This is a genomic window from Pseudoscardovia radai (assembly GCF_002259605.1).
Taxonomy (GTDB): Bacteria; Actinomycetota; Actinomycetes; order Actinomycetales; family Bifidobacteriaceae; genus Pseudoscardovia; species Pseudoscardovia radai.
In genome coordinates, this window is sequence record NZ_MWWR01000005.1 from 146863 (window position 1) to 164432 (window position 17570).

At 66.0% G+C, this 17570-nt stretch carries 13 protein-coding genes, 1 tRNA gene and 1 pseudogene; 1 reads left to right on the forward strand and 14 read right to left on the reverse strand.

All coding sequences use genetic code 11. The features are described from left to right. Nucleotides 1-198 precede the first annotated feature (198 nt). The 13 genes and pseudogenes from PSRA_RS03865 to dapE form a co-directional block, all read right to left on the reverse strand. Nucleotides 199-891, reverse strand: a pseudogene (locus PSRA_RS03865) (HNH endonuclease family protein); the annotation flags it as partial. Nucleotides 892-1407: 516 nt separating this feature from the next. Further along, on the reverse strand, nt 1408-2100 hold the full coding sequence (gene rplA / locus PSRA_RS03870; RefSeq protein ID WP_094660583.1) for a 50S ribosomal protein L1: 693 nt from the start codon (nt 2098-2100) through the stop codon (nt 1408-1410). A gap of 117 nt (nt 2101-2217) precedes the next feature. Next, on the reverse strand, nt 2218-2649 hold the full coding sequence (gene rplK, locus PSRA_RS03875) for a 50S ribosomal protein L11 (RefSeq protein ID WP_094660584.1): 432 nt from the start codon (nt 2647-2649) through the stop codon (nt 2218-2220). 421 nt (nt 2650-3070) lie between these two features. Then, a complete protein-coding gene (gene nusG, locus PSRA_RS03880; protein ID WP_094660616.1) occupies nt 3071-3988 on the reverse strand; it encodes a transcription termination/antitermination protein NusG in 918 nt (305 codons plus the stop codon). Nucleotides 3989-4099: 111 nt separating this feature from the next. Further along, nucleotides 4100-4327, reverse strand: a complete 228-nt coding sequence (gene secE / locus PSRA_RS03885) for a preprotein translocase subunit SecE (RefSeq protein ID WP_094660585.1) — start codon at nt 4325-4327, stop codon at nt 4100-4102. 50 nt (nt 4328-4377) lie between these two features. After that, nucleotides 4378-4450, reverse strand: a tRNA-Trp gene (locus PSRA_RS03890). Nucleotides 4451-4691: 241 nt separating this feature from the next. After that, nucleotides 4692-5894, reverse strand: coding sequence for a pyridoxal phosphate-dependent aminotransferase (locus tag PSRA_RS03895; protein WP_094660586.1), 1203 nt, complete (start codon nt 5892-5894; stop codon nt 4692-4694). A 108-nt stretch (nt 5895-6002) separates the two neighbouring features. Further along, nucleotides 6003-7232 carry a glutamate 5-kinase gene (gene proB, locus PSRA_RS03900; protein ID WP_094660587.1) on the reverse strand — a complete coding sequence of 410 codons (1230 nt, stop codon included), beginning with the start codon at nt 7230-7232 and terminating at the stop codon, nt 6003-6005. 35 nt (nt 7233-7267) lie between these two features. Beyond that, entirely contained in the window at nt 7268-9091 is a 1824-nt protein-coding gene (gene obgE / locus PSRA_RS03905; protein WP_094660588.1) for a GTPase ObgE, read from the reverse strand. Nucleotides 9092-9267: 176 nt separating this feature from the next. After that, nucleotides 9268-9522: a 50S ribosomal protein L27 gene (rpmA, locus tag PSRA_RS03910; RefSeq protein WP_094660589.1), complete on the reverse strand. Its 255-nt coding sequence runs from the start codon at nt 9520-9522 to the stop codon at nt 9268-9270. Nucleotides 9523-9552: 30 nt separating this feature from the next. Continuing rightward, the gene (rplU, locus tag PSRA_RS03915) at nt 9553-9861 is read right to left on the reverse strand and encodes a 50S ribosomal protein L21 (RefSeq protein ID WP_094660590.1); all 309 of its coding nucleotides are present in this window, start codon (nt 9859-9861) and stop codon (nt 9553-9555) included. A gap of 255 nt (nt 9862-10116) precedes the next feature. Continuing rightward, on the reverse strand, nt 10117-13218 hold the full coding sequence (locus PSRA_RS03920) for an Rne/Rng family ribonuclease (protein WP_094660617.1): 3102 nt from the start codon (nt 13216-13218) through the stop codon (nt 10117-10119). Nucleotides 13219-13592: 374 nt separating this feature from the next. Continuing rightward, the gene (dapE, locus tag PSRA_RS03925) at nt 13593-14783 is read right to left on the reverse strand and encodes a succinyl-diaminopimelate desuccinylase (RefSeq protein WP_169712473.1); all 1191 of its coding nucleotides are present in this window, start codon (nt 14781-14783) and stop codon (nt 13593-13595) included. Between the two features lie 188 nt (nt 14784-14971). On the opposite strand from dapE, the gene PSRA_RS03930 reads away from it, so the two are divergent. Then, the gene (locus PSRA_RS03930; RefSeq protein ID WP_094660592.1) at nt 14972-15919 is read left to right on the forward strand and encodes an AEC family transporter; all 948 of its coding nucleotides are present in this window, start codon (nt 14972-14974) and stop codon (nt 15917-15919) included. A gap of 237 nt (nt 15920-16156) precedes the next feature. On the opposite strand, the gene PSRA_RS03935 is transcribed toward PSRA_RS03930, so the two are convergent. Then, complete coding sequence (locus tag PSRA_RS03935) at nt 16157-17518, reverse strand: Maf family nucleotide pyrophosphatase (RefSeq protein WP_094660593.1); 1362 nt, start codon at nt 17516-17518, stop codon at nt 16157-16159. Between the last annotated feature and the right edge of the window lie 52 nt (nt 17519-17570).

A 17570-nucleotide genomic window follows, 5' to 3' on the forward strand; every position in this document is an offset into this window, starting at 1 on the left:
GTGCGCCCTCGACCGCGATTACCCCCGGCGCAGACGCCCCAAACCCGCCTATCCCGCACCCAAGGTGCACAATCGTGCGCCCTCGACGCGGCGGCGACCTCGCATTGGCATCGCATGGGCCCCCGTCGCACCCACACCCGCGCCCACACCCGCACCCACACCCACAAACCCGCCCGTCACGCCTGCCATCGCGGCATTCTGCCCGGGGCAGGAGGCAAGGGTCTCGAGCATGGCGGTGCGCTCGGTGCGGGTCACCGACAGGCCCCACGTATGCTTGATCGACACCTGCATCGCCACATAATCGCAACGGAACCCCTCATTCGGCGGAAGCCAATGGTCTGCGGAGGCATCGCTTTTCTCCTGATTCGCCTGGCCCTGCACGGCAAGCAGAACGTCGGAATCGTTGGCAAAGGCGATGCGTCGTGAAAGCTCCCACGTATCGGCGCCGGAAATCCACGCATTGCGCAGCGCCACCACATGGTCGATCTGCACGGCGGCGCTGGTGCTTTTGCCACGCCGGAACCGCACCTCCTGGCCGGTGTAGGGATCGGCAAGCGTGCCGGAGCGCACCGTGCACCCGTCGGTGTCGAATACCACGTCGGTGAGGTCACGCGCCAGCACATCCTCGCGCACATCACATCCGTTGCCGTCGGGATCGGTGGAGCGGAAGGCGAAAAGGTCGCGGTCATACGATGCCGAGGCGTGTGGTTCCGCTACAGTAAGCCCGCGCGCCAGATCGGCCGCCTCGCCAAAGGCCATAGTGCCGCCGGTGGCGCGACGCACCGGTTCGCTGACACGCGGCAGCACGATTCCGATAACGAGGCCGAGAATAGCCGCGATGGCGAGAAGCGCCGCGAAACGACCCAGCGGGCGGCACAGCGCGCGAACCATGTGGCGCGACCACACGGTGACGGCGATCCTCATCCGGCGAAACGTGCTTTTCCACGATTCGGATGTCTGTTTCCGGACCGCGGAATCGTGGCGCCGCCTATCGCCGCGCCCGCGGCGATCCCCGCCGCGTCCCTGCCACGAATCCTCCTCCCGGCGGTCGCGCCGATGCCGACGCTCCTGCCGATGGGATGTCCTTGGCGAATACTTCTGGTGTGAATATCTGTGTTCCATGCGATGCTCTTTCCGCATCGCATCCCCTGTGAGAACAACCTTAGCGGACGGCACACCGCACGTCTACCCCACCCCGCACAAAACAAAAACCTCTCCCCTCCGCAACGGAGGGAAGAGGTTACGCGTTGGTATCGTGAAATCCCCAACCGAGGAAACCCTCGGGATTTCAAAGTCCGCGAACCCAGGGGAAGGCGGGGCGCATCGCGGCGCCGGCCGAAGCCAAACCAGCCAGCCGAAGCCGAGCCACCGGAAGCGCCCACGCTTCCCGGGAATTCGCAGGAAAAACTAGGACAGCAGGGCGATGTCGAGCGGGATGCCCGGGTTCATCGTGGAGCTGATCGTAGCCTTCGTGATGTAGCGGCCCTTCACCGTGGACGGCTTGAGACGCTTGATCTCCTCGGCGACGGCCGTGAAGTTCTCGACGAGCGCCTTGGTGTCGAAGGAGAGCTTGCCCACGAGGAACGACAGGTTGCCGTCCTTGTCGACGCGGAACTCGATCTTGCCGCCCTTGATGTCCTTGACGGCCTTGGCCACGTCCATGGTCACGGTGCCGGTCTTCGGGTTCGGCATGAGGCCACGCGGGCCGAGGATACGGCCGAGGCGGCCGACCTTGCCCATCATGTCCGGGGTGGCGACCACGGCATCGAAGTCGAGGTAGCCGTCCTGGACCTTGGCCACGAGATCGTCATCGCCGACCTCGTCGGCGCCGGCCTCGGCGGCGGCGGTAGCGAGCGGGCCACGTGCGAACACGATGACCTTGGCCGTCTTACCGGTGCCGTTCGGGAGGTTCACGGTACCGCGAACGAGCTGGTCGGCCTTGCGCGGGTCGACGCTCAGGCGGTACACGGCCTCAACGGACTGGTCGAAGTTGCGAGCCGGCATGCTCTTGAGCAGTGCGATCGCCTCTTCGGGGGTGTACAGGTTGGAACGGTCGACTTTCTCGGCCGCTTCGCGATACTTCTTGGAACGCTTAGTCATCTGCTTCTCCTCAATCAAGCAGGTGCGGTATGGGCAGCGTCTGCCCTTCCGCGACATTACTTATGTTGTGCGACTCTGGACGCCGTGCCGGGCACGGCGCGGTCGGATGGACGGCAATCAGTCGGTGACGGTGATGCCCATGGAACGGGCGGTGCCCTCGATGATCTTCATGCCGGCCTCGATGTCGCGCGCCGACAGGTCGGGCATCTTGGTCTCGGCGATCTCACGCACCTGGGCCTTCGTGACGGAACCGACCTTCGTCGTCAGAGGATTGGCAGCACCCTTGTCGACACCCGCGGCCTTGCGCAGCAGATCGGCTGCCGGCGGGGTCTTGAGGATGAACGTGAAGGAACGGTCTTCGTAAACCGTGATCTCCACAGGGATGATCTGACCCATCTTGTCCTTGGTCTGATCATTGTAGGCCTTGCAGAAATCCATGATGTTCACACCATGGGAACCCAGGGCCGGGCCGAGCGGCGGGGCCGGGTTGGCCTTGCCTGCCGGGATCTGCAGCTTGATAAGGGCTGAGACTTTCTTCTTAGGAGCCATTGCGAGCTTCTTCTTTCTGTAAAGCGGTCAACGAAGCGATGCTTCTCCCGCAACTTACATGGTCAGTGCCACGCGCGGCGAACGCGCGCACGGCAACTTTCTAAGTATGCCAGCATCCCCCGACATCCGCAACCAGCTTCCACGCCTCTTCCCCGCTCCTCCCCCATCTACCCGCTCCCTCCCCGACCTCCCTGCAACAATGTGACGGTTTGCGGACAGAATCGACCCGAAAAGACCACAAAATCGTCGGATTTTGTCCGGAACCCATCACATTGTTACGGAATGGAACCCAGGGTTGTTACGGAATGGAACCCAGGATGCTACAGGGGAAAGACCTCGAAATGCGAAACCCCGCTCGTATGAGCGGGGTTTGGAAGTCTATGCGGCAATGCACGCCGGCGTCGCCGTGTACCGGCGACTGCTACTCGATTTTCTCGACCTGGTTGAAGCCGAGCTCCACCGGGGTGTCGCGGCCGAAGATGTTGACAAGCACATTGAGCTTCTGCGTCTCGGGGTTGACCTCGGACACAACGGCAGGCATCGTGGCGAAAGGTCCGTCGATAACGGTCACGGACTCGCCCACCTTGTAGGTCACCTCGACGATGCGCTGCTTGTTGGCCTCTTCCTTCTCGCCCGCGGCCTTCAGGGCCTGCGTGCGAATCATCGGGGCCATCATCTGCACGACGTCTCGGCGGGACAGCGGAATCGGCTCGCGCTGCGTGCCGACGAAGCCGGTGACGCCTTCGGTCTCGCGCACCTTGCGGCGGGCGTCCTCGTCATCGGTCATGCGCACCAGCACATATCCGGGGAAGCGCACGCGGGTGACGACCTTCTTGCCCTTCTCCGTATGCTGCTCGATCTCCTCCATCGGAATCTCGACCTGGAACACCTGGTCCTCGAGGCCGAGCGAGGAGATACGGGACTCGAGATTCGCCTTGACGCGCTTCTCATAGCCCGAATACGTGTGAAGCGTGTACCACTTGCCGTCGAGGGCGCGCAGGGACTTGGAGAATTCCTTGACGGCGATCGTGCCGGCATCCTCCGCTTCGGCAGGCTCGGCTGCCTCGGAAGCGTCGGAGTTCTCGGAATTTTCAGACGATTCCCCCGCCGTCGCATCGTCGCCGTCCCCTGCGGCGGATGCATCGTCGGAATCGGATGCGTCGGAAGCGTCAGCAACGTCAGCCGCAGAATCCGCGGTCACCTCTGCCGCAGGCGCCGCCACATCGGCGTCATCCGCACCCTGGCCATCAGTGACCTGGTCATCCGCGACCTGCGCGGTCTCGGGGGCCGCGTCGTCGAGGACGCCATCCGTCCCGGCTTCGTTGAGTTCATCAGACATGTCTGCCATGAAAATCACCTTTGCAATGCGTTTCCGCTGGATATTTCCGTCGGATCGTTTCCGCCAAAATTCTACGGTGTATGCCGGGTCGTTCCACCGTCAAGGCGACTGTCAGCCGAAGATGCGGAAGACGAGGTCACCGAACAGGCCATCCAGACCCATGACGAGAAGCATCATGAGAAGGACGAAGATGAACACGGCCAGCGACCAGAAGAACAGCTGCTTACGCGTAGGCGTCACGACCTTACGCATTTCATCGATGATCTGCTTGATGAACCTGCCCAGACGCATAAAGACATTCATCTTGACCGGCTTTTCGTTCGTCGAAGACTCCGCCATATCCCGTCCTTACAGCTGCGTGAGGTCGTCGAGAACTTCTCGACACCGAGTAGGGAAGGCGGGACTCGAACCCACAACCTACGGTTTTGGAGACCGTTGCGCTACCAATTGCGCCACTTCCCTGAAGTGGTTCCATGTGGCATAGTTCCACAATGAAAACCGCCAATCCGATATACTACCGTCTTTTCGTCGATTCGTCCACTCGACACAAAAAAGTCTGCGAAACCCATGCGGATTCCACAGACTTTTTCCCGTTTTCTACGATGTATCCGCCCTGTTCCCCGCGCGTGTCGCCTGTCACGAACCGAGGCGACACGACGAGGCGACACGACACGGATCCCGTGGCGAACGCGCGGCGAAAGCGCTACGCCTCCACCCAGGCCTTGAAGCGACGCATGCCCTCGGCGAGGTCATCGTCGGACAGCGCATAGGAGAAGCGCATGTAGCCGAGCATGCCGAAGCCCTCGCCCGGCACGGCGGCGACCTTCGCCTCGTCGAGAAGCGCAGCCGCCAGCTCGACGGACGTGGCGCTCACGGTGCCCTGCGGCCCCACCGGGCGGCCGAGCAGCTCATGCACGTCGGCGAAGGCATAGAACGCGCCCTTCGGCATAATGCAGTGCACGCCGGGGATGGAGTTCAGTGCGTCGACGATGGCGTGGCGGCGGCGATCGAAGGCCTCGCGCATCTTGGCGACCGCGTCGAGCGGGCCGTTGACGGCGGCGATGCCGGCGCGCTGCGCCACATCGTCCACATTGCCGGTCATATGGCCCTGCAGCTTGGAGACGGCCTTGATGACGCGCGGCTCGGCGATCATCCAGCCCACGCGCCAGCCGGTCATCGCGTAGGTCTTGGCCAGACCGTTGAGCACGATGAGCTGCGGACGCAGCTCGGACACCACGGCGCCGATATGCGCGGTGGTGGCGCCGTCATAGACCACATGCTCGTAAATCTCGTCGGAAATCACCCAGATGCCGTGCTCGATGGCCCATTCGCCGATGGCCTTGAGGGTTTCGGCAGGCCACAGGGAGCCGGTCGGGTTATTCGGGGAATTGATGATGATGACCTTGGTGCGGTCGGTGCGCGCGGCCTCGATCTGCTCGATGGTCGGCACGAAGTCCTGGTCTGCGCCGGCGGTGACGAACACCGGGGTGCCACCGGCGAGCTTCACGGCCTCCGGGTACGTGACCCAGTACGGCGTGGGGATGATGGCCTCGTCGCCGGGGTTGAGCACGGCCTGGAACGATTCATAGACGGCCTGCTTGCCACCGTTGGTCACGAGGACCTGATCGGGCTGGATCTCGTAGCCGGAGTCGCGCAGCGTCTTGCGAGCGATGCCTTCGCGGAATTCGGGAAGGCCCACGGTCGGCGTGTAGCGATGGTTGCGGGAGTCCTTGGCCGCGGCGATAGCGGCTTCGACGATGGGTCCGGGGGTGGGGAAATCCGGCTCGCCCGCGCCGTAGCGGATCACGTCGATGCCGGCCGCCTTCATCGCCTTGGCCTTGGCATCGACGGCCAGCGTGACGGAGGGGGCAACTTCATTAACACGATTGCTCAGAGACAATTCCATAGTCGCCCAGTCTATTCCGCTATATGGATTTCCCGACGGACACGCCGCGCCGACCGGACGTCCTTCCGCAGCTCGCCTTGACGGGCACACGATTCAGACGAGCACGACTCAGACAAGCACGAGATTGTCACGGTGCACGACCGGCCGCGCGTATTCCTCACCGAGGAAGCGGCTGAGCTGCTTCGACGTGCGCCCGAGCATCTGCGGCAGCTCGTCGGAGTCGAATCCGGCCAGCCCCTTGGCCACGTGGCGCCCGTCCTCGGAATCCACCCAGATCGGGTCCCCCGCGGAGAAGGTGCCGTCCACGCCCACGGTGCCGGCGGCCAGGAGGCTGGCGCGCCCGCCGCGAATGGCACGCACGGCGCCATCGTCGGCCACCACCGTTCCCTTGGGGTTCGAGGCGAAGCGGATCCACAAACGACGCGAGGTGCCGCGGTGCTTGACGGGTGCGAACACGGTGCCGACGGGGTCGCCCATGACGGCGGGCCCCGCGTAGCGCGCGCTTGTCAGAACCGTGGGGATGCCCGAGACGGCGGCGATGCGCGCGGCCTCGAGCTTGGTCACCATGCCACCGGTTCCGACGCCCGAGGTGGAATCCCCCACCTCGATGCCGTCGAGCTGGGCCACCACATTCGGCACATAGCCGATGCGGCGCGCGCCCGGCTGGCTCGGCGGCGCCGTGTACAGGCCGTCGACGTCGGTGAGCAGCACGAGGGCGTCGGCACGCACGATATTGGCGACGAGCGCGGAGAGGCGGTCGTTGTCGCCGAATTTCACCTCGGAGGTGACGAGCGTGTCGTTCTCGTTCACGATAGGCACCACGCCGAGCTCGAGCATGCGCTTCAAGGTGCTCTGCACATTGTGGTAATGCGAGCTGCGAATGGTGTCGAAGGCGGTCATCAGCACCTGGCCCACGCGCACGCCATAGCGCGAGAACGCCTGCTCGTAATGCGCCATGAGCAGGCCCTGCCCCACTGCGGCGGCCGCCTGGCGGGTCACGGGGTCGTCGGGGCGCGTGTCGAAGCCGAGCGGGCCGAAGCCGGCGGCCACGGCGCCCGAGGAGACGAGCACGAGGCGCGCACCGGACATGACGGCATGGCTCAGCGCCGTGACGATGGTGGTCAGGCGCGAAACGTCGAGATGGCCGCTGCTGGAGGTCAGCGAGCTGGAGCCGACTTTCACGACGATGGTGCGCGCCTGCACGATGGCACGGCGGATATCCGCCTCCGACGGCTGCGCGTCCCACTGACCGGCGAGCGCATCGTCGGTCAGCGCGTCGTCGGTCGGCTCATTCTCGTCCGCCCAGTCCTCGCCGGTATGCGTGCCGATATCCGTCATTTCCTCTCCGTTCCCTTATGGCGTCCGCCGCCCGGTCACTCCTCGTCCGGTGCGGCGTTCTGCGCGGCGGTATCGGCGCCATCGGCCGTCTGGGCCGGCTTGGACGCCGCATCGTCGTCCGAATAGGCCTCGGTACCGTCCCAGTCCGTGTCGTCGAAACGACGCAGCAGGCCGTGTTCGTCGTTCGGATCGTCGTTCACGGCGGGGTCGGCCCAGTGGCCGGCCTTGCGCTCCTCGGCCATCGCCGCGCGCACGGCCGTTCGCGCATCCATCATCTCATGGTATTCGCGACGGCGCTCGGCATTGGTGCGGCGATGGGCGCGGCCATTGTCCTGCAGACGGATATCGGTGCCGCGCATGGACTGCGGCGTGCCGTCGAGCATCTCGGCGCCCGCGGCCACGGTCGGATCCCAGTCGAAGCTCACGGCATCGTCCCCGCGGCCGATGCGCACCTCGTCGCCGATATGCGCACCGCGCAGGCGCAGCGCCTTCTCGACGCCGAGCTTGGCGAGGCGGTCGGCCAGATAGCCCACGGCTTCGTCGTTGTCGAAGTTCGTCTGGCGCACCCACTGCTCGGGCTTGTCGCCGGTGACCTCCCACCAGAAGCCGGTGGAGTCCTGGCGGCGCTCGACTTCGAAGTCGTAGCCCAGGCCCTTGTCCTTGCCGGGGCGGCGACGGCGGTTCGGCATGTCGAGCGGGTGGATGACCTCGCGCTCCTCCTCACGGGCCGCCTCGCTCTCCTGGATCTTCGCACGCAGCTCCTTGACCATGGCGTCGAGAAGGAAGGTGAGCTCCTTGAGGCCTTCGTGCGTGGCCGTGGAGATCATCATGACGGTCAGACCCATGTCCTCGAACTGCGGCTTGACGAATTCGGCGAGCTCGCGGGCCTCGGGGATGTCGATTTTGTTGAGGATGATGACGCGCGGACGTTCGGCAATCGGGATGGCGCCGAGCGGCAGGTCGAGGGAGCCGGCGTACTGCGCCAGCTCGTTCTCAAGCGCATGGTAGTCGCTGATCGGGTCGCGGTCGGGGTCGAGCGTGGCGCAGTCGATCACATGCGCGATGACCTCGGTGCGCTCGATATGGCGCAGGAACTCGAGACCCAGGCCCTTGCCCTGCGCGGCGCCGGGGATAAGGCCCGGCACGTCGGCAATCGTGAAGCGGTCGTGTCCGGCCATGACGACGCCGAGGTTCGGCACCAGCGTGGTGAACGGGTAGTCGGCGATCTTCGGACGCGCGGCGCTCATCGTGGCGATAAGGCTCGACTTGCCGGCAGACGGATAGCCCACAAGGGCCACATCGGCGATGGACTTGAGCTCGAGCACGATATCGCGTTCCTCACCGGGCTCGCCGAGAAGGGCGAATCCGGGGGCGCGGCGCGTCTTGCTCGACAGCGCGCGGTTGCCGAGGCCGCCCTGCCCGCCCTTGGCGAGCACGAAGCGGTCCCCGGCGTGGCTGAGGTCCGCCAAGAGCTTGCCGTGCGCGCGGGGCGTGAACTCGCCGTCCGCACCACCGTTCTCCTTGGCGCGCGCCTCGTCCTCGCGCTGCTTCTTGGTGGGGGCCTCGAAGATCACGGTGCCGACGGGAACCGGCAGGATGAGGTCGGCGCCCTGTCGGCCGTCCTTGTCATCACCCAGGCCCATCGTGCCGGATTGCGCGATGCGGTGCGGCATATAGCTGTAGTCGAGCAGCGTGGTGGCGTTGGAATCGGCAACGGCGATGACGGAGCCGCCGTCGCCGCCGTTGCCGCCGTCGGGGCCGGCCAGCGGCTTGAACTTCTCGCGGCGGATCGATGCCGCGCCGTTGCCGCCGTCGCCGCCCTTGACGTGGAGCGTCACACGATCGACGAATTCACTCATGTCCTGTCCAATCGTTGGAGTGTGGGTTTGCGTCCAGGCGCCGCGCGGCGCCTTCGGGCCCGGCGCATGCCGCATGCCGTATGCCGCATGGCCGGGAATCGCTGGAAAATCGTATGGAAATATGAAAAAGCCGCGCTCATAGGGGCGCGGCTTCGCAGAACAATCTGCCCTGACGCTTACTCAGCGTCCAGGACGTCGATGACCTTGCGGTCACGACGGACACCGAACTTCACGGTGCCGTTGGTCAGAGCGAACAGGGTGTGGTCCTTGCCCATGCCCACGTTGTGGCCCGGGTGGAACTTCGTGCCGCGCTGACGCACGATGATGTTGCCGGCGAGAACCGACTCGCCGCCGAACTTCTTGACACCGAGGTACTGCGGGTTCGAATCGCGACCGTTACGAGAGCTAGATGCGCCCTTCTTATGTGCCATGATCTATTCCTTTCCGAATCTGACGGCGACTCAGGCGATCGAGGTGATCTTGACCGTGGTCAGCTTCTGACGGTGGCCCTTGCGACGGGCAACGCCGGTCTTGTTCTTGAACTTCTGGATGCGGATCTTCGGACCCTTCACATCGTCGGCCACGACCTCGCCCTTGGCGGAGACCTTAGCCAGGTCCTTGGAGTTCAGCGTGACCTTGTCACCGTCCACAAGGAGGATGACCGGGAATTCAACGGTATCGCCATTGGCCGCATCGAGACGGTTGACGGTGATCTTGTCGCCGACTTCGACCTTCTCCTGATGACCGCCGGCCTTCACAATCGCGTACATAGTTCTACCTTGCCTATAAGTTCTGGAATTTCGTCGTCTCACGAGGTCGATCCGACCCTCACATGGCCCTGTGTTGTCGGGAAAAGGGTTGGAGACACCCGTGGCACGACACCGACTAACTAATCTATACCACACGCCCCCGGTTCGTCAAATCGACAGCGCATGCGACACGCAGGGCGACACGCCGGACATTCCGGCCGCCGCCCTGCATCGCCTGCCGCGCGCCTGCGGCATCGTCTGCCGCGCGCCGCAGGCTCAGCGCTCGTCGCGCGAATCCGCCGCGGCCTGCGCAGCCGCCGCGATACGCGCCAGCTTGGCCTTCACCGACGGCGTCGAGCTAGGCTGCAGCTCCCTGTCGGGAATCTGCGTGCCGTGCTTGTGCTTGTTCGTCTTGACGAAGGGGTCGCCGCCCTTGAGGGCGTACGGGTCGTCGTAGGAGGCCGACACGATCGGCTTGTCGTGCAGGATGAAGCCGCGGCCCTTGCAGGTCGGGCATTCCTCGGAGAAGGCCTCGACGAGGCCCTGCCCCACGCGCTTGCGCGTCATCTGCACGAGGCCGAGCGACGTGACCTCCGCCACCTGGTGCTTCGTGCGGTCGCGCGAGAGGCATTCCACGAGGCGGCGCAGCACGAGGTCACGGTTCTGCGGCATCACCATGTCGACGAAGTCGATCATGATCATGCCACCGATGTCGCGCAGCCTCAGCTGGCGCACGATTTCCTCGGCGGCCTCGAGGTTGCAGCGCGTCACCGTTTCCTCGAGCGACTTGCCCTTGCCGATGAAGCGGCCGGTGTTCACGTCGATCGTGGTCATGGCCTCGGTGCGGTCGATGACAAGCGAGCCGCCGGAGGGCAGGTAGACCTTGCGCTCCATGCCCTTGCGCAGCTGGCTGTCGATGGACCATTTGTCGAACACGTCCTTGCCGTTGTGGTCCTCGGGATTCCACTTCTCGAGACGGTCGAGCAGGTCGGGCGCCGTGGACTCGAGGTACTGGCGGATGCGGTCATACACGCGGTCGCCTTCGACGACGAGCTTGGAGAAATCGTCGTTGAAGATATCGCGCACCACGCGGATCGCCACGTCCGGCTCGCCCTGGAGCAGATGCGGCTTGCGCGAATGCTGGTATTCCTTCTGCTTGGCCGTGATGTCGTCCCACTGCTTCTGCAGATGCTGCAGGTCCTTGACGATGGCCTCCTCCGGCGCCCCTTCGGCGGCGGTGCGGATGATGACGCCCATGTCCTTCGGCGCGATCTTGGAGACGATGGACTTCAGGCGCGCGCGTTCGTGGGCGGGCAGCTTGCGGCTCACGCCGGTCATGCCGCCGGAGGGGACGAGCACGAGGAAACGGCCGGCGAGCGTGACCTGGGAGGTCAGGCGCGCGCCCTTGTGGCCGATCGGGTCCTTCGTGACCTGCACAAGCACCGGGTCGCCGGACTTGAAGGCGAGTTCGATGCGGCGCGGCTGGCCTTCGAGGCGCGTGGTATCCCAGTTCACCTCGCCTGCGTACAGCACGCCGTTGCGGGCCTGGCCGATGTCGACGAACGCGGCCTCCATGCTCGGCAGCACGTTCTGGACGCGGCCCAGGTAGATGTTGCCGACCGACGAGACCTCCTGGATGTCGGAGATGTAATGCTCGACAAGCGTGTTGTCTTCGATGACGGAGATCTGCGTGTGGCGTTCCTTCTCGCGCACAACCATGAGGCGGTTGACGCTTTCGCGGCGCGCGAGGAAGTCCTGCTCGGTGATGAGGCTCTGGCGCGAGCGGTCGCGGCGGTTGTCGCGGCGGCGCTGCTTCTTGGCCTCGAGGCGCGTGGAGCCCTCGATGTCGGTGATCTCGTCGATGTACTGCTGCTTGCGCGAGCGCGGGATGGCGACCTTCTCCTCCTCGGCCTTCGCGCCGCGACGGCGGCGGCGACGGCGGGTGACGGTCGTTTCCTCTGCCGGCTCCTCGGCGGGTTCCTCGACCTCGTGGCGGCGACGGCGGCGGCGCATGCGCGTCGTGCCGGCGGCTTCATCGGAGTCCTTGGAATCCCTGGAAGACGTGCGGCCGGAGTCGCGGCCCGAATCCCTGCCGGAATCGGCGGATTCGCCGCGGCGGCGGGAGGAACCGGCGCCCTCGGCGTCGTCCTCGACGGGGCGGTAGTCGATGTCGTCGTACCGGAGGTCTTCCTCGATCTGCTCGACCTCGGCGGCGGCGCGGCGCTCCTGTGCGTTGAGGCGGCGGGAGCGGCGCGAGCGCCCGGACCTCGTGGTCTCGGAGTCCTCGTCCTCGCGTTCGTCGCGGGTATCACGATTATCCCTGTCATCGCGCTCATCGCGTTCGTCGCGCGCGGAGCGGGAGCGGCGCGAACCGCGCCACGAGGCGTCCTCGCGGTCCTCGGAGGACGAGGACCTGCTGCGGCGACGCGTGCGCAGGCCGGTGCGGGTCTCGTCGGAGTCCTCGGAATCGGACCGGCGGTTGTGGTCCTCGGCGGTGGCCGGGCCGTGCGCGGGCAGCACCGGTTCCTGGAAGAGAAGGGACATCATGGGATGCTGCGGCTTGTCGCCGCGGCTGCGCGACTCGCGCGCGCCCTGGTGCGCCGAGCCCTCGGGATTCGAGAACTCGAGAATCTGGCTGACCGCGCGGCGAGCGCGACGGGCGCGCGCCGACGGCTCGTCGTCGGAATCGTCAAAGTCATCGGCCCCCGCAGAGGCGGAGCGGATGCGAGACGGAGCCGGCGCGTCGTCGATGGCCGCGCGGCGGCGACGGGCGCGCGTGCGGGTGCGGGTCGTGGCGGAATCGCCATCGGATTCACGGGATTCGGATTCACGGGATTCGGATTCACGGGATTCGGTCTCGCGGGAAGCGGCGGCCGAATCGTCGGAGGCGGCGTTCTGAGCGTTCTCGGTGCGCTCAGGCTCCTGCGGCGCGGGAATGCCCGGGTCGACGAAGATCTCGGAGGCGAGCCTGTCGATGCGCGTGCGGCGCGCGGCCTCCGCATCGACGGCGTCCGCCTTGCGGCGGCGCGAACGGGTGCGCTTCCTCGTCGGCTGCTCCTTCGAGCCGTCCTGCGTTTCCGAAGACTTGGTCTCCGGGGACTTGGACTCCTGCGACGGGGCCGGAGACGGCGCGGGGGCCGGGCTGGGGTCGCCGGCGGGTTCGCCGACGCGGACGACAACGGGACCGGCGGATGCTGCCGCCGCCCCGGCGCCGCGCACGACGCGGCGGCTGCGGCTTCTGCGACGGAGCGCGGCGGATGCGGGCTGGTCGGATGCGGATTCGGATGCTCCTGCCGGAATCGGCGACGGAACGATGTTATTGCTGTCTGTCGTAGACACTGTGCTCCTTGACACTGTGCTCCTAAGGACGCGCTGCATCGCACCCCGGATATGGCCGGCCACGGCGCATGCTCTCACCACGCGCCGACGGTTCCGGACCGTCGGAAAAAGTCTCCTTGGCACCGGGCGGACGCCATAGCTCCGTCATTCCTCATGCTCCGTCGTCTGCGTTCCCATCGTCTCGCGGCACCGTCAGCAATGCCGTCACGGGCGAATCGCAATCCCGAAATCGGAGGGGTATATACCGGGAATCGTAACCGGGGGATCTACGCCTCAGTGCATCGGCGGCATGCAGGCCGCCTTCGTATAAGTATCGCACAGATTCGCCGAGCGCATGCGCAATCCGCTCCGGGCGACATTGCACCGGGACGGACTGCATGTGGCGGCGCGCCGTGCGGCGGGCCACCGACGGGTCAGCTAAGCCAGCCCGACAGGATGTCGGCCATCAGCGTCAGGTCGCCCGCTGGCAGCTGTTCGTCGGCCTTGTGCGCGAGCTTCGGATCGCCGGCGCCGAGGTTCACGGCGGGGATTCCGAGCGCCGAGAAACGGGCGACGTCGGTCCAGCCGAGCTTGGCCACCGGTCCGCGGCCGGTCCTCTCGCGCACATAGCGCACAAGCGCCTGCGCCTGGTCGTCGGTCAGGCCCGGGCGTGCCGCGGGGCTTTCGTCCTTCATCTCGATGCCGTAGCCCTCGAACACGCCGCCGGTGGCGACGCATTCGCCGCCGCCCAGCGCCACGGGGCAATCGGCGCCGAACATCAGGGCCTTCGCCTGCGCCATCGTTTTGTCGGGGGCGAAACGATAGTTCACATGCACGCGGCATTCGTCAGGGATGACGTTCGTGCCTTGGCCGCCCGAGATCAGCGTGGCGTTCAGGCCCTCGCGGTAGTCGAGGCCGTCCACCGGAACCGTGGCCGGCTCGTAGGCATTGAGACGATTGAGGATGCCGGCGGCCTTGTGAATGGCGTTGTCGCCCATCCACGCGCGCGCAGAATGGGCCGCCACGCCGTGGGTGATGACGTCGAAGCGCATCGTGCCGTTGCAGCCGCCCTCGATGCCACATCCGGTCGGCTCGCCGATCAGCGCGAAATCGCCGTCGAGCCAGTCGGGATGCGCGGCGGCCAGCTTGCCCAGGCCGTTCTTGTCGGCCGCGACCTCCTCGTGGTCGTAGAACAGGTACGTGATGTCGCAGGTGGGCTCGGTCAGCGTGGCGGCGAGCCACAGGAACACGGCGTCGGAACCCTTCATATCCACGCCGCCGCGACCCCACAGCACGCGCTGGCCGTCATGTCCCTCGCGCACATCGTCGCGGATGGCCGGATCGCCGGGCTCGAGCCAGCGCGGCGGGAAGTTGTCGATAACGGGCACCGTGTCGAGGTGTCCGGCAAGAATAACGCGGGTGGGACGGCCCAGATTCGTCCGGGCGACGACCGTGTCGCCCGACCTGCGGACCTCGAGATGGCCGAAACCGCTCAGAAAGCGTTCGACGGCATCGGCGAGCTCCTTTTCCGAATCGGATACCGAATAGCACGCGCACAGCTGCATCGCCAGCGAGTCCAGGGACTCGGCCTGAGATGCGGACGGATCGAAAACAATTGTGGTCATACGCCTATCGTAGTTGAGACCCACGCCGCTCCCACGGCATCGTCCGCGCATCCGCGCCATCGTGGCGCCGCGGCGCAGGCATTCGTGCCACCGCCATCGTGGCGCCGCACGACCGCATCCGCGCCCACATACCGCGCCGCCGCACGCCGGCCCCGTCCACCACACGCCGACCCCGAAGGAAGGAAGCAATGTCAGGTCTTCTCAACGCCATGGAGGGTTTCGCCGTCATCGGCATCGTCATCCTCACCGGATACGTGGCGGCGCGCATGCGCATCGGCGGACCGCAGGCCCAGAAGGTGCTGAATCATTTCTCCTTCTTCATCTCCAGCCCGTGCCTGATGTTCGCCACGCTGTCGAAGCAGGAGCTCGACGTCATCTTCCATCCGTCCATCATCGTGGCGTTCACATCGGCGCTGGCCGTGGCCGTGATCTTCTTCGTGCTCAACCGGATCTTCTTCCACATGGACGCGGCGAACGCCACCGTCGGCTGCCTCAACTCCATGTACCTGAACTCCAACAACATCGGCCTGCCCGTCGCCAAGTACATCCTCGGCAACCCCGGGCTCGTCGCGCCGATCCTCGTCATGCAGCAAGCGTTGTTCACCCCGATTGCGCTGACGGCGCTCGACATCTCCACCTCGGGCAAGGCGAGCGCGAAGAAAATCCTCACGCAGCCGCTCCACCAGCCGCTTCTTATCGGCTCTCTCGGCGGCATCCTCATCTCGTGGATCAGCTCGCGCGTCGGCACCTTCGTGGTGCCCAACTGGCTGTTCGACCCCATCGAGATGATCGGCGAATCCGCCGTGCCCATGATCCTCATGGCCTTCGGCATGTCCCTGCGCGGGTCGAGCCCCGTGGCCGAGCGCAAGCAGGAGCGCGAGGCCACGTTCACAGTGGTGTTCCTCAAGAACGTCATCATGCCGGTGATCGCGTTCCTCATTGCGTATTTCTGCATGGGATTCCGCGGCACCGTGCTGTACGGATGTGTGGTTCTCGCCGCGCTGCCGTGCGGACAGAACGTGTATAACTACGCGGCGCGCTACAACGTGGGCATGCAGTTCGCACGCAACGGCATCCTTTTCAGCACGCTGAGCTCCCCGATCATCATCGCCATCGTCGCCGTGCTGCTCGGCTAGGCGCGGGCGGCGGAAAGTCGCCGAGATTCCCATCCAAGGTGCACAATCGTGCACCCTCGACCGCAATTACCCCCGACCAAACCCACATCCGGCCACCTAACCGCCACCCAAGGTGCAATCCCGTGCACCCTCGACGGAGAACGCGGGAACATCGGAGGACGGACGGGCGGGCGTCCCCGGTAACAATGCGAAAGAGGGGGCAGGGCGCGCAGTCAGCCTGCGTCACCCCGCGCGCCTCTACTTGAGCAGGGAGCGGGAGATGCGGGTCAGGCGGGCGACGAAACCATCCCAATCGTTGCGCATGGCGGTCAGCAGCGTCAGATCCTGGACGCTCTCGAGCGGAATCCAGCGCACCTCGAGGCTTTCGTCGTCGTTCGCCTGCGGAATGACGGTGTGCCCGGGCTTCTCGAACGCGAAAACCGTGGTGTATCCCCACGCGCCGTGCGATTCGAGATACGCGCCGACCACGTCGATGTCCTCGGGGCGGATATTCGCTTCCTCGAAGCTTTCGCGCAGCGCACCCTCGAGCGGGCTCTCGCCGTCCGCGGTCGCGCCGCCGGGGGCGCCCCACGTGCCGCCTTCGGCGCTCCACAGCGCACGATGCTGCAGCAGAACGTCGGTGATGCGGCCGGTCGTCGGGTCGCGGCGGGCCAACAGCACGCCGGAGGCGCCGTTATGCCCCCAGTGGCGGTGCCCGCACGGGCAGTCCACCCAGCCATCGCCCGGCTGGTGCACGTTGTCCTTGGCCTCTTCGGACGGCGGCTCGCCGTCGGCCGACGGATCGGCCGTATCGAGCGACACACCGGGGCGCACGGTGCCCTCCCCCACGAGGTTCCACAGGTCGGTCCAGTCGATGCCGAGCTCGGCCACGAGGGCGCGCACGGTCGGCAGGCTCAGGCCGATGATCCCGCTCGGGTCGCCCTCGATCGATTCGATGAACGGCCCGCCGAGCCCTTCGAGCGTGAAGCACCCGGCCACCTCGAGCGGCTCGCCGCTGGCCACGTACCGGTCGATGTCGGCATCGGAGAAATCGGCGAAACGCACGACGGCGCGGCTTGTGCGACTCGCCTCGCGGCCGCTCGCGAGATCCACCACCGTATGCCCCGTCCACAGCACGCCCGACGCGCCACGCATGGAGCGCAGACGCTCGTGCGCCACCTCGGGCGTATGCGGCTTGCCGTACACATGCCCGTCGATCTCGAACATGGAATCGCAGCCGATGACGAGCGGCCCGGCCGGCGACGCCAGCATGCCCTCGTGGTTGCGCAGCGCCTCACGGATCGGCAGCACCTGCGACACGGTTCCGAATCCGTCCTCGAGCGGCCGACTGACGACGAGCTCGCCCGTCGCACGGCGCGCGGCGGCCGCGGTCTGCTCGTATGTCGCCGCCACGACGCGCGCCTTGGCGGCCGCGAGCGCCGCGACCTGGTCGGCCGGCGTCAGCGCATCGACGCCGGGCAGGCCGCGCCGGGCCGCCTCGTCGCGCAAGGTCTGCGGCTCGTCCACATGCGAGACGCGAATCGTCGGCAGAATGCCCGACTGGACCAGAAGGTTGCGGCGCGGCCGCGACTGGGAGGCGAGGATGACGGAAACGCTCATATGCTGCTGTTGCTGCTTTCTTTCATACGATGGGCCCGACGTGGCATACGAC

Coding starts and splice junctions, on each gene's coding strand:
- rplA (WP_094660583.1), bottom strand. CDS start 2,100: ATGACTAAGCGTTCCAAGAAGTATCGCGAAGCGGCCGAGAAAGTCGAC.
- nusG (WP_094660616.1), bottom strand. CDS start 3,988: ATGTCTGATGAACTCAACGAAGCCGGGACGGATGGCGTCCTCGACGAC.
- PSRA_RS03920 (WP_094660617.1), bottom strand. CDS start 13,218: ATGCAGCGCGTCCTTAGGAGCACAGTGTCAAGGAGCACAGTGTCTACG.
- rpmA (WP_094660589.1), bottom strand. CDS start 9,522: ATGGCACATAAGAAGGGCGCATCTAGCTCTCGTAACGGTCGCGATTCG.
- dapE (WP_169712473.1), bottom strand. CDS start 14,783: ATGACCACAATTGTTTTCGATCCGTCCGCATCTCAGGCCGAGTCCCTG.
- rplU (WP_094660590.1), bottom strand. CDS start 9,861: ATGTACGCGATTGTGAAGGCCGGCGGTCATCAGGAGAAGGTCGAAGTC.
- obgE (WP_094660588.1), bottom strand. CDS start 9,091: ATGAGTGAATTCGTCGATCGTGTGACGCTCCACGTCAAGGGCGGCGAC.
- PSRA_RS03895 (WP_094660586.1), bottom strand. CDS start 5,894: ATGGAATTGTCTCTGAGCAATCGTGTTAATGAAGTTGCCCCCTCCGTC.
- proB (WP_094660587.1), bottom strand. CDS start 7,232: ATGACGGATATCGGCACGCATACCGGCGAGGACTGGGCGGACGAGAAT.
- PSRA_RS03935 (WP_094660593.1), bottom strand. CDS start 17,518: ATGAGCGTTTCCGTCATCCTCGCCTCCCAGTCGCGGCCGCGCCGCAAC.
- rplK (WP_094660584.1), bottom strand. CDS start 2,649: ATGGCTCCTAAGAAGAAAGTCTCAGCCCTTATCAAGCTGCAGATCCCG.
- PSRA_RS03930 (WP_094660592.1), top strand. CDS start 14,972: ATGTCAGGTCTTCTCAACGCCATGGAGGGTTTCGCCGTCATCGGCATC.
- secE (WP_094660585.1), bottom strand. CDS start 4,327: ATGGCGGAGTCTTCGACGAACGAAAAGCCGGTCAAGATGAATGTCTTT.